This window comes from Streptomyces sp. P5F9, assembly GCF_057961495.1.
In genome coordinates this window covers 1-11,413 of record NZ_JBXVPZ010000319.1, presented here as the reverse complement: position 1 = coordinate 11,413, position 11,413 = coordinate 1, and the positions used below count along the sequence as shown (strand labels likewise).

The following is an 11,413-nucleotide window of genomic DNA, read 5'->3' as shown; positions in this document are numbered from 1 at the left end:
GGGTGGGAAAACGATGGACGACTGGACCTCGTCAGCAGTCACGGAAGGACGCCACCCACACCGCCCCAGCGCCCGCACCAACGCCCGCACCATCAACGGGTCGAACTGCGTACCGGCACAGCGCGACAGCTCCTCCAGCGCGGCGGACACCGGCCGAGCCCGACGGTAGGACCGGGTGGAGGTCATCGCGTCGAAGGCGTCGGCAACGGCGACGACCCGCGCGGACTCCGGGATCTGACTCCCCAACAGCCCGTACGGATAGCCGCTCCCGTCCAGCCGTTCGTGATGGTGCAGGACAGCCGCACGGGCCTCCCCCAGGAAACCAATGCCCCGCACCATCTCGTGCCCGTACTCGGGATGCAGTTCGATGACCCGCCGCTCCTCGGGAGTCAGCGGCCCGTCCTTGCGCAGCAAGCGCGTGGGGACGCCCAGCTTCCCGACGTCGTGCAGGATCCCGGCGAAGCGCAGCACTTCCACCCGTGAGTCGTCCATGCCGAGCTCGCGCGCGATCATCATCGACGCCTGCCCGACCCGCTCACTGTGCCCGCGGGTGTACCCGTCCTTGATGTCGACGGCCTGGACGAGAGCGCGGATGGTGGCCTGATGGGCGGCGCGTTCCTGGTGGTACTGGGCGAACACCCACCAGGACACCCCCATCGGCAGCAGCACGAGCAGCGCGGCGACGGGGCCGTAGGGACTGCGCCACAGGACGGCCATCATCAGCCCGGCGAGCCCGTGCACGCCGATGGGCGCCAGGGACCGTAGGAACAGCCCTCGCCAGGCCCGTCGTACGGGCATCCGCTCGGCCAGCGCGAGAATCCCGCCGTTGAGCACGGTCAGGACCAGGCAGAAGGCGAGAACGGCGGCCAGGGCGGGCACCAGCGCGTACGGGAAGTCGGACGCGACGACGGCGTTCCGCCCGCCCAGCGCCCAGTGCACACGTGCCGCCGCCCACACCCCCAGCGCGAGCTGCGCGGCCCGCCAGCTCCGCCGCAGCCAGGGCGAACCCTGCTCGACGCGGGAGAACAGCGCCCCCGGCAGCGGTACGAGCGCGGCGGCGGGGGGTGGGAGGAGGAAGGCCGCGGCGAGCAGCACCGGGTAGAAGGTGCCCGCGAAGCGGCGCCGGGCGACCTGCTCGCAGCCGGCGTACAGCGCGGCCAGCAGCACGACCGCCCACCAGGGTGCGTGGACGGTCGGCAGCGGGAGCAGACACCACAGGGCGCCGGCGACGACACAGACGACGTACGCACGTGCCCGTGCCGGTGTCGCCTCCATGGCTGACGCCCTTCCCCCGACCATGCCTGTCCAGGCCGAGGAGCCTAGGGCGGGCGGGGGAGGGCCGCGGGCGTATCACCCGCGAATTAGCACGTTCGAGTGACGATCGCCCGTTCAGGAAACGGTCAGCGGACCGAGCCTCACGGCAGGACCGAGGTCAGGACTCCTGGGGAGCGGCCGTCAGGTCGTGCTCGGGCACGGTCTGCCCGGAACGGATCAGATCGAGCCGCCCGAGGACCTTGGCCCGCAGGTCGGTCGGCACGTCGTCCTGACCGCAGCACCGCTTGACCAGCTTCTTCACGGCCTCTTCGAGCCCGTACTTCTCCAGGCACGGCGAGCACTCCGTGAAGTGCTGCTTGAACTTGGCGCGGTCCACGTCCGGCATCTCGCTGTCGAGGAACTCGTAGAGATGGTCGAGGACCTCACTGCAGTCCGTTTCGTGCGGCTCTCCGCAGCTCATGAGCCCGAGCCTTTCGCTTCGTTCGACTCTCCGGCGCCGGCCGGGACCAGGCCGCGGTCACGCGCGTAGTCCTCAAGCATGCCGCGCAGTTGACGACGGCCGCGGTGCAGCCGGGACATCACCGTACCGATGGGTGTCCCCATGATGTCCGCGATCTCCTTGTACGCAAAGCCCTCGACGTCCGCGAGATAGACGGCGATGCGGAATTCCTCGGGGATCGCCTGGAGCGCTTCCTTCACGTCCGAGTCGGGCAGGTGGTCGAGCGCCTGCGACTCGGCGGAGCGCAGACCGGTCGACATGTGCGACTCGGCGCGCGCGAGCTGCCAGTCCTCGATCTCCTCGGCCGCGGAGCGCTGGGGTTCACGCTGCTTCTTGCGGTACGAGTTGATGAACGTGTTGGTGAGAATCCGGTACAGCCACGCCTTGAGGTTGGTGCCCTCACGGAACTGGTGGAAGGACGCGTACGCCTTCGCGTACGTCTCCTGCACCAGGTCCTCGGCGTCGGCCGGGTTTCGGGTCATGCGCAGCGCGGCCGAGTACATCTGGTCGAGGAATTCGAGCGCGTCCCGCTCGAAGCGCGCACTGCGCTCCGACGTCGATTCCGCTGTGACCTCGCTCGTGCCCTGGCCCTCGGGCTGCTCCGCCTGGCCGTGTTCGGTCCCTGCGTCGGTACCGGGAACCGGACCCACCTCCTCAAGATTCCGGGTGGCACCGAAGCCGATGCCACCAGAATCGGAGGATAGACGACGATCCGGTCCGCCCGCCGCCCCAATAGGCGTGGCCTTGGTCGCGTGCAGCACAGACCAGTCCAGGTCGGAGCGGCTGCTACGGGACGGGCAGAAGGTCGAACCCATGCGGCGGACTTCCTTTCTACGACTCTCTATGTCCGCCTCAACAGTGGTAGGGGCCCCGGCATTCCCGCCCCTTACCCAAGTGTTCGAGTCCACTCCACCACGCGTCCCGTGATGATCTCCAGGGCCTCGTCCTGCCCGATCTCCGCCCGCTTGGGCACCGCGAAGCCATGATCGCCGTACGGCACCTCGGCCAGCCCGAAGTCTCCCTCCGGGAACTCCGCCGGTTTTCCGAAGGGGTCGTTCCCGCCCTGTACGACGAGCGTGGGCACCCCGGCCCCGAGCAGTTCGGCGGCCCGCGATTTCTCGGGCCTGCCCGGCGGATGCAGCGGAAAACTCAGGGCGAGGACGGCGGCCGCGCCCAGCTCCGTAGCCGTACGACAGGCCACGCGGGCTCCGGCGCTACGGCCCCCGGAGATCACCGGCAGCCCCGGCTTCGCTACGGCCGCCCAGATCCCCCGCCACCCCACGTCGAGCGTCTTGGGCGCGGGCGCCACCTTCTTCCCGGCGACCCGCCAGGGCTGCTCGACCAGCGCCACGCTCACCCCGTGCCCGGGAAGCACGGCGGCGAGGGCCCGCAGATCCCGCGCCTCGATGCCACCCCCGGCACCGTGACTGACAGCGAGGACGAGCCGCGCCTTCTTGGCCGTGTGCCAGGTGATGCGGGCGGTCCCCGCGTCGGTCTCGATCGTCTCGATGCTCTCGATGGAAATGATCTCGCTCACATCAGAAGAGTGTGCCCTCCTCGGGCCCCTCCAGCTCCTTCAGCAGCTCCGGCCCGTTGTTGCGGACGTTGCTGACGGCCGTGGACACCGGGTACGCGCGCATCAGCCCGGCGGGCGGCGGCGCGAGCAGTTCGCGCAGGTCGTCCGGGTCGGTGCGGGACGGGTCGAGCCAGGAGTCCCAGCGGTCCGGGGTGAGCATCAGCGGCATCCGGGGATGGATGTCGGCCAGCGCGTGCGGCCCCTCTTCCGGCGCGACCGCCAACGGGGTCGTCTCCGCCTCGGTGGTGATCACCGAGCAGGTGGCCCACCAGGCCAGCGGATGGTCGTCGGGCAGGGTCCGGTCCCGCCAGAACTCGTACAGCCCGGCCATCGCGAAGACCGACCCGTCGGCGGGCAGCACGAAGTACGGCTGCTTGCGCTGCCGCTTCTTCTTTCCCTCGACCTCCAGCTCCCGCTCGTCCTTGGCGGTGACCCACTCGTAGTAGCCGTCGGCGGGGACGATGCAGCGCCGGGCGGCGAAGGCGCGACGGTACGAAGGCTTCTCGTGCACAGTCTCGGCACGCGCGTTGATCATCCGGGCACCGCCCTCGGGCGTCTTCGACCAGCTCGGCACGAGCCCCCACTTGAGCTTGCGCAGCTGGCGAACCGGCTTCGGGCTGTCCGCGTCCTTAAGTGGACGGTCGAGGACTGCGTACACCTCTTTGGTCGGGGCCACGTTGTAGTCGGGGGCCAAAGCCTCCTCGGGCTCCCACTTCTCGATCTCAAAGACTCCTGCGAGATCCTCGGGCCCACGACTCGCTGCATACCGTCCGCACATACGTGCCAGACTGCCAGATTCGACGACACCCACGGGAGCCTCCGCCACCAATGGACAGCACCGCAATCGCCTCGATACCCACCCTCTGGGACGAGGTCTTCGGCAGCCAGCCCGACCCGGATCTGTGGGTGGTGATCGCCACCATGGTGGCCGCGCTGGCCGTGGTCGTCCCGCACAACGTGTGGCGCCTCTCCCGCAACGCCATCACCATCGCCCACGAGGGCGGCCACGGCCTGGTGGCCCTGCTCACCGGCCGCACCCTCACCGGCATCCGCCTCCACTCCGACACCAGCGGCCTCACGGTCAGCCGAGGCAAGCCGCACGGCCTGGGCATGATCCTCACGGCGGCCGCCGGCTACACCGCTCCCCCGCTCCTGGGCCTGGGCGGCGCGGCCCTCCTGGGCGCCGGCCACATCACCCTCCTCCTGTGGCTGTCGACCCTCCTCCTGATAGCCATGCTGGTCATGATCCGCAATGCCTACGGCGCCCTCACGGTTATCCTCAGCGGCGCAGCCTTCCTGCTCGTGTCCTGGCTGACGGGCCCTCAGGTGCAGGCGGCCTTCGCGTACGCGGTGGTGTGGTTCTTGCTGCTGGGGGGAGTCCGTCCCGCATTCGAGTTGCAGGCGAAGAGGTCGAGGGGCGGCGCGGGAGACTCGGACGCGGACCAGTTGGCGCGACTGACACACGTACCGGCGGGCTTGTGGTTGTTCCTCTTCCACCTGGTGTCCCTGTGCTCACTGATAGGCGGCGGCAGGTGGTTGTTGGAATTGTGACAAGCCCCGAAGGGGCAAGTCACTAGGGGCGCGGGGCTGTATCTATTTGCGGCTCCGCCGCGTGGGCGCGACCAGCCACGACGGCGCGGCACTCGACAGACGGCCTACTTATACAGTGGGGCCATGGCCCCGAACGACTCACAAACCGCCCTCTGGCCCGCCCCCCACGCGCGCGGAGCCGTCGACGCGACGGTCCACGTCCCCGGGTCCAAGTCGGTAACCAACCGCGCCCTCATCCTCGCCGCCCTCGCCAGCGAACCGGGCTGGCTGCGCCGCCCCCTCCGCTCCCGCGACACCCTCCTCATGGCAGCCGCCCTCCGCGCGATGGGCGTAGGCATCGAGGAGGGCGTAGGCACGGAAAAGGGCTCCGGCGAGTTCTGGCGGGTCATCCCCTCGGGCCTGCACGGCCCGGCCACCGTGGACGTCGGCAATGCGGGCACCGTCATGCGCTTCCTCCCCCCCGTCGCCGCCCTGGCCGACGGCCCCATCCGCTTCGACGGCGACCCGCGCTCGTACGAACGCCCCCTGCACGGCGTGATCGACGCCCTCCGCGTCCTCGGCGCCCGGATCGACGACGACGGCCGGGGCGCGCTGCCGCTGACGGTGCACGGCGGAGGCGCGCTGGACGGCGGCCCGGTGGAGATCGACGCGTCCTCGTCGTCGCAGTTCGTGTCCGCCCTGCTCCTCTCCGGCCCGCGTTTCAACCAGGGCGTCGAGGTCCGCCACATCGGCTCCTCGCTCCCCTCGATGCCGCACATCCGGATGACGGTCGACATGCTGCGCGCGGTCGGCGCCCAGGTGGACACCCCGGAGTCGGGCGGCGAGCCCAACGTCTGGCGGGTGACCCCGGGCGCGCTGCTCGGCCGGGACCTGACCGTGGAGCCGGATCTGTCGAACGCCCAGCCGTTCCTCGCGGCGGCGCTGGTCGCCGGCGGCAAGGTCGTCGTACCGGACTGGCCGGCGCGGACGACCCAGCCCGGTGACCGCCTGCGGCAGATCTTCACCGAGATGGGCGGTTCCTGCGAACTGACCGAGTACGGGCTGGAGTTCACCGGTTCGGGTGCGATCCACGGCATCGACGTGGACCTGGGCGAGGTCGGCGAGCTGACCCCCGGCATCGCGGCCGTGGCGGCCCTCGCGGACTCGCCGTCGACCCTGCGGGGCGTAGCGCATCTGCGGCTGCACGAGACCGACCGGCTGGCCGCGCTCACGAAGGAGATCAACGAGCTGGGCGGTGACGTGACCGAGACCGCCGACGGTCTGCACATCCGCCCCCGCCGGCTGCACGGCGGGATCTTCCACACGTACGAGGACCACCGCATGGCCACCGCGGGCGCGATCATCGGCCTCGCGGTCGAGGGCGTGCAGATCGAGAACGTGGCGACGACCGCGAAGACCCTTCCGGACTTCCCCGACCTGTGGACCGGGATGCTCGGGAGCGACGGGGCGTAGGGGACACACGCCATGCGTCGCTACGGCAAGAACACCGACGAGGACGACATCCGCCAGCGCCCGAACCGCAAGGGCAACCGGCCGCGCACGAACATCCGCCCCAAGCACGAGGAGGCGGTCGAGGGCATGGTCGTCACCGTCGACCGGGGCCGGCTGACCTGCCTGGTCGAGGACCGGGTCGTGATGGCGGTCAAGGCCCGCGAACTGGGCCGGAAGGCGGCGGTGGTCGGTGACCGCGTCGGCATCATCGGCGACCTCTCCGGCGACAAGGACACCCTCGCCCGCATCATCCGCATCGAGCCGCGCACCTCCGTGCTGCGCCGCACGGCCGACGACGACGACCCGTACGAGCGCGTGGTCGTCGCCAACGCCGACCAGCTCGCCATCGTCACCGCCCTCGCCGACCCCGAGCCGCGCCCCCGCCTCATCGACCGCTGCCTGGTCGCGGCCTACGACGGCGGCCTCGACCCGCTGCTCGTCCTGACCAAGTCGGACCTGGCGTCCCCCGACCAACTCCTGGAGATGTACGGCGCGTTGGGCGTCCCCTACGTCGTCACGAGCCGCGAGGAGCTGGAGAACGGCACCGCGGTGGAGCGGGTCCGCAAGCAACTGGACGGCAAGATCACGGCGTTCGTCGGCCACTCCGGTGTCGGCAAGACGACCCTCGTCAACGCACTGGTCTCGCTGGAGCGGCGGCGCAGCACCGGCATCGTCAACGCCGTCACCGGCCGCGGCCGGCACACCACGACCTCGGCGCGCATGATCCCGCTGCCCGACGACTCCGGCTGGGTCGTCGACACCCCGGGTGTCCGTTCCTTCGGCCTGCACCACGTGGACCCGTCCCGGGTCATCAAGGCGTTCCCCGACCTGGAGCCGGGCACGGCCGACTGCCCGCGCGCGTGCAGCCACGACGAGCCGGACTGCGCCCTGGACCAGTGGGTGGCCGACGGCCACGCGGACCCGCAGCGGCTCTATTCGCTACGGCGGCTGCTGGCGACCCGTGAGCGAACCGAGGGCGACTGATCGCCGCCTGACCACCGCGTGTTTGTGGGGACTCAAGTTCGGTAAGTGCATAATCGCACCGAGCCGGACAAACGGGAGGACAGCACAATGGCGTGGCTGCTGGTTGTCGTGGCCGGAATTCTGGAGACCGGGTTCGCCGTGTGCCTGAAGCTGTCCCACGGCTTCACGCGCCTGTGGCCGACGGTCGCCTTCTGCTCCTTCGCCCTGGGGAGCTTCGGCCTGCTCACCCTCTCCCTGAAGAAACTCGACGTGGGCCCCGCGTACGCCGTGTGGACGGGCATCGGCGCGGCCGGCACCGCGATCTACGGGATGGCCTTCCTGGGCGACCTGGTGTCGACGCTGAAGCTCGTGTCGATCAGCTTCGTCATCGTCGGAGTGATCGGACTCCAACTGTCGGGCTCCGCGCACTAGGCAGGTCCGTCAGACGCCCAGAATCCGGTGGGTCGGCGTCAGCGCGCCGCGCACCAGTTCACCGACCCCGCCCTCCCCCGGCGGTGCGGCCACGCAGGACAGGGCCAGCCGTACGACGAGTTCGCAGGACCGGGCCAGGTCGGCGGTGTCCGGCTTGGCCGCCCCGGGTCCGGCGAGCGCCGCCACGGCACGGTCGCGGACGACGGCCACGAAGTCTCCGGGTGAGGGCAGCGGCCCGTCGGCCCGGCGCTGTGCCGGTACGGCGGAGGAGGACGGCACCGCGGACAGGGTCGGCGAGGGCAGCCGTTCGCTCCAGCAGCCGGTGAGCATCGCCCGTACCAGCGCGTTCTCGCGGGCCGCCGACGTGGTCCACTCGGCGGTCGCGGTCAGCCGCTCGCGGGCGTCGCTGTGACTCCCGAGCGCCCGCTCGACACCGACGAGATAGCCGTCGGCCTCCCTTCTGATCAGCGCCCGCGCGAGCCCCTCCTTGCTGCCGAACTCGTTGTACAGCGTCTGCCGGGACACTCCGGCGGCCGCGGCCACGTCCACCATCCGTACGGTGGACCACGGCCGGCGCGCCAGCGCCGTATAGGCGGCGTCCAGCAGGGATTCCCGCGCTGCAGGCATCATTCGCCTCCCGGGGGCGAGCGGCTCTGCGCCCAGATTTGACGCGCACGGGAGCACTGTCAAGGGTTCGCGGCGGTGCCGGGGGGCGCACTTCGGCCATTGCGCGCGGGAGTTGGGGCGGGGGTTCCCCCTTGATGGCCTCCCCAGGGATCCCCGGGAAACCGTCGGGGCTCCCCCACCTCCCGTTTCGCCCACCGGACCCTGTAGCCCCGGCGCGACCCCTGAAGATACGGTTCACGCATGGCCGACTATCACGATGACCTGCGCCTCGCCCACGTCCTCGCGGACGCCGCCGACGCCGCGACGACCGCGCGGTTCAAGGCGCTCGATCTCAAGGTCGAGACCAAGCCGGACATGACTCCGGTCACCGAGGCGGACAAGGCGGCCGAGGAAGTCATCCGCGGTCATCTGCAGCGCGCACGCCCGCGCGACGCGGTCATCGGCGAGGAGTACGGCAGCGAGGGCACCGGCCCGCGCCGCTGGGTGATCGACCCGATCGACGGCACCAAGAACTACGTACGCGGCGTCCCGGTCTGGGCCACGCTGATCTCCCTGATGGAGGCGGCTGAGGGCGGCTTCCAGCCGGTCGTCGGCCTGGTCTCCGCGCCCGCGCTCGGCCGCCGCTGGTGGGCCGCGAAGGGCCACGGCGCCTACACCGGCCGCAGCCTGTCCTCCGCGTCCCGGCTGCGCGTCTCCCAGGTCTCGAAGCTGACGGACGCCTCCTTCGCGTACTCCTCGCTCACCGGCTGGGAGGACCAGGGCCGCCTGGGCGGCTTCCTCGACCTGACCCGCGAGGTGTGGCGCACGCGCGCGTACGGCGACTTCTGGCCCTACATGATGGTCGCCGAGGGCGCGGTCGACATCTGTGCCGAACCCGAACTCAACCTCTGGGACATGGCGGCCACCGCGATCATCGTCACCGAGGCAGGCGGCACCTTCACGGGCCTCGACGGCCGCCCGGGCCCGCACAGCGGAAACGCGGCCGCGTCGAACGGCATCCTGCACGACGAGTTCCTGGGGTATCTCAACATGCGCTACTGAGCACCGCGGGGCGCCTGCGCACGCCCCCAACCGGCCGCACGCGCCCTCTTGTTGACCCGTGCTTTACCTGCAATTCTGTGAGTCCCCCCACTTGTGAATTTGTGAATCCGGTAACTAACGGACCCCCGGTCCGCGAACCACGCGGATTCCACTAGGAGGTGGCCTCACCCCATGCTGCACCCAACGCCGCAACCCACTCCACAGTCCACGCTGGTCCGCGACGCCATGAGCACGGTGGTCCTCACCATCGGCCCCGCGCACACCCTCCGCCAGGCAGCCGCCCTGATGGCCTCGCGCCACGTCGGCGCGGCCGTGGTCCTCGACCCGGACGCCGGCGGCATCGGCATCCTCACCGAACGCGACATCCTCAACTCGCTCGGCCGGGGCCAGAACCCGGACACCGAGCGCGCCCACGCCCACACCACCACCGACGTCGTCTTCGCCACCCCGGCCTGGACCCTGGAGGACGCGGCCGGCGCGATGGCCCACGGCGGCTTCCGCCACCTCATCGTCCTCGACCACGCCGAGCCCGCCGGCATCGTCTCGGTCCGCGACATCATCCGCTGCTGGGCACCGGCGCGACAGCAGGTACCGGCCTGACAGCGGGCGGGAGCGGACCGGAGCCGAGGCCGGAGCCGGAGCCCGAATTCGACTTGGACTGAGTCCAAGTCCAGCACCCCTCCAAAGTCACACCTATTCGGAAACTGGTCACCCTGCTGTTAAGCTGGCGGGCATGAGTGACCTTCTGGAGCGGCTGCGCGGACGCGGATGGCGGATGACCGCACAGCGGCGCGTCGTGGCCGAAGTGCTCGACGGCGACCACGTCCACCTGACCGCCGACGAGGTCCACTCCCGCGCCGTGACCAAGCTCCCCGAGATCTCCCGGGCGACGGTCTACAACACGCTGGGCGAGCTGGTCTCGCTCGGCGAGGTCCTCGAAGTCTCCACCGACAAGCGGGCCAAGCGCTACGACCCGAACGCGCACCGCCCGCACCACCACCTGGTCTGCGCCCAGTGCGGCCAGATCCGCGACGTCCACCCCGGCGGCAACCCCCTCGCCGACCTCCCCGACTCGGAGCGCTTCGGCTTCACGGTCTCGGACGTAGAGGTGACGTACCGCGGGCTGTGCCCGAACTGCGCGAGCGCGTAGCAAGTCCCTTCGCAGGCCCCGGTATCCGTGCGACACGGACGCCGGGGCTTTGTGCTGCGTACGGGCTTCCCGAATCTGACGGACCGTCATATCGTCGTGCGGCACCCCCCACCCGTACAGACAGACGTACCGCCCTCCGCAAGGAGCAACCGTGGGAGACCCGCACCCAAAACTCCACGCCACCCAACTGACCCGCGCCTTCGGCCGCACCCCCCACCAGGTGGACGCCCTCGGCCCTCTCGAACTCACCGTCGCCCCAGGCGAGTTCGTCTGCCTGGTGGGCCCCTCCGGCTGCGGAAAGTCCACCCTCCTCCGCATAGCCGCAGGCCTGTTGCGCCCCACCACCGGCACCCTGGAGATCCGCACGCGGAGCCCCCGCCCGGCGGCCATGATCTTCCAGGACTACGGCATCTACGACTGGAAGTCGGTCAGGGCGAACGTCCGCTTCGGCCTGGACATCCAGCGTGTCCCGCGCCGCGAGGCGAACGCCCGCGCCACCGAATGGCTGACCCGCCTGGGCCTCGCCGACTTCGCGCACGCCTACCCGGCGACCCTCTCGGGCGGCATGCGCCAGCGGGTGGCCATCGCCCGCGCACTGGCCGTAGAACCCGAACTCCTCCTGATGGACGAGCCGTTCGCCGCCCTGGACGCGCAGCTCCGCACGATCCTCCAGGACGAACTCCTCGACCTCACACAGACGTTGCACACCACCACCCTCTTCATCACGCACAGCCTGGAGGAGGCGCTGGTCCTGGGTGACCGTGTCCTGGTGATGTCCGCCCGCCCGGGCCGGATCATCGCCGAACAC

General features: G+C 70.5%; 14 protein-coding genes. 8 read left to right on the top strand and 6 right to left on the bottom strand.

Translation table 11 applies throughout. The annotated features are described in order from the left end of the window. From AC31A1_RS36010 to AC31A1_RS35990, 5 genes are all read right to left on the bottom strand, one after another. The coding region (locus AC31A1_RS36010; RefSeq protein WP_489657344.1) for an HD-GYP domain-containing protein at positions 1-1,275 on the bottom strand (1,275 nt) is incomplete at its 3' end. A 157-nt stretch (positions 1,276-1,432) separates the two neighbouring features. Further along, positions 1,433-1,735, bottom strand: coding sequence for a mycothiol system anti-sigma-R factor (gene rsrA, locus AC31A1_RS36005; protein ID WP_366433849.1), 303 nt, complete (start codon positions 1,733-1,735; stop codon positions 1,433-1,435). Then, entirely contained in the window at positions 1,732-2,424 is a 693-nt protein-coding gene (sigR, locus tag AC31A1_RS36000; protein WP_033282150.1) for an RNA polymerase sigma factor SigR, read from the bottom strand. Before sigR ends, rsrA begins: the two co-directional genes overlap by 4 nt. Positions 2,425-2,660: 236 nt before the next feature. Next, the gene (locus AC31A1_RS35995) at positions 2,661-3,311 is read right to left on the bottom strand and encodes an alpha/beta hydrolase family protein (protein ID WP_489657343.1); all 651 of its coding nucleotides are present in this window, start codon (positions 3,309-3,311) and stop codon (positions 2,661-2,663) included. A 1-nt stretch (position 3,312) separates the two neighbouring features. Beyond that, positions 3,313-4,128 (bottom strand): SOS response-associated peptidase, encoded by an 816-nt coding sequence (locus AC31A1_RS35990; RefSeq protein ID WP_489657342.1) that lies wholly within the window; start codon positions 4,126-4,128, stop codon positions 3,313-3,315. 50 nt (positions 4,129-4,178) lie between these two features. Between AC31A1_RS35990 and AC31A1_RS35985 the strand changes: the two genes are divergently transcribed. From AC31A1_RS35985 to AC31A1_RS35970, 4 genes are all read left to right on the top strand, one after another. Next, the gene (locus tag AC31A1_RS35985; RefSeq protein ID WP_489657341.1) at positions 4,179-4,901 is read left to right on the top strand and encodes a M50 family metallopeptidase; all 723 of its coding nucleotides are present in this window, start codon (positions 4,179-4,181) and stop codon (positions 4,899-4,901) included. 123 nt (positions 4,902-5,024) lie between these two features. Continuing rightward, positions 5,025-6,353: a 3-phosphoshikimate 1-carboxyvinyltransferase gene (gene aroA / locus AC31A1_RS35980; RefSeq protein ID WP_489657340.1), complete on the top strand. Its 1,329-nt coding sequence runs from the start codon at positions 5,025-5,027 to the stop codon at positions 6,351-6,353. Between the two features lie 12 nt (positions 6,354-6,365). After that, positions 6,366-7,376, top strand: a complete 1,011-nt coding sequence (gene rsgA / locus AC31A1_RS35975; protein WP_398991740.1) for a ribosome small subunit-dependent GTPase A — start codon at positions 6,366-6,368, stop codon at positions 7,374-7,376. A gap of 87 nt (positions 7,377-7,463) precedes the next feature. Next, a complete protein-coding gene (locus AC31A1_RS35970; protein WP_043674501.1) occupies positions 7,464-7,787 on the top strand; it encodes a DMT family transporter in 324 nt (107 codons plus the stop codon). 9 nt (positions 7,788-7,796) lie between these two features. On the opposite strand, the gene AC31A1_RS35965 is transcribed toward AC31A1_RS35970, so the two are convergent. Continuing rightward, positions 7,797-8,417: a TetR/AcrR family transcriptional regulator gene (locus AC31A1_RS35965; protein WP_489657339.1), complete on the bottom strand. Its 621-nt coding sequence runs from the start codon at positions 8,415-8,417 to the stop codon at positions 7,797-7,799. Positions 8,418-8,654: 237 nt separating this feature from the next. On the opposite strand from AC31A1_RS35965, the gene hisN reads away from it, so the two are divergent. From hisN to AC31A1_RS35945, 4 genes are all read left to right on the top strand, one after another. Beyond that, complete coding sequence (gene hisN / locus AC31A1_RS35960) at positions 8,655-9,455, top strand: histidinol-phosphatase (protein ID WP_366433843.1); 801 nt, start codon at positions 8,655-8,657, stop codon at positions 9,453-9,455. Positions 9,456-9,626: 171 nt separating this feature from the next. Then, positions 9,627-10,055 (top strand): CBS domain-containing protein, encoded by a 429-nt coding sequence (locus tag AC31A1_RS35955; RefSeq protein ID WP_489657338.1) that lies wholly within the window; start codon positions 9,627-9,629, stop codon positions 10,053-10,055. 133 nt (positions 10,056-10,188) lie between these two features. Beyond that, complete coding sequence (locus AC31A1_RS35950; protein WP_328679190.1) at positions 10,189-10,605, top strand: Fur family transcriptional regulator; 417 nt, start codon at positions 10,189-10,191, stop codon at positions 10,603-10,605. A gap of 151 nt (positions 10,606-10,756) precedes the next feature. Further along, on the top strand, positions 10,757-11,413 hold a 657-nt coding region (locus tag AC31A1_RS35945; protein WP_489657337.1), incomplete at its 3' end, for an ABC transporter ATP-binding protein.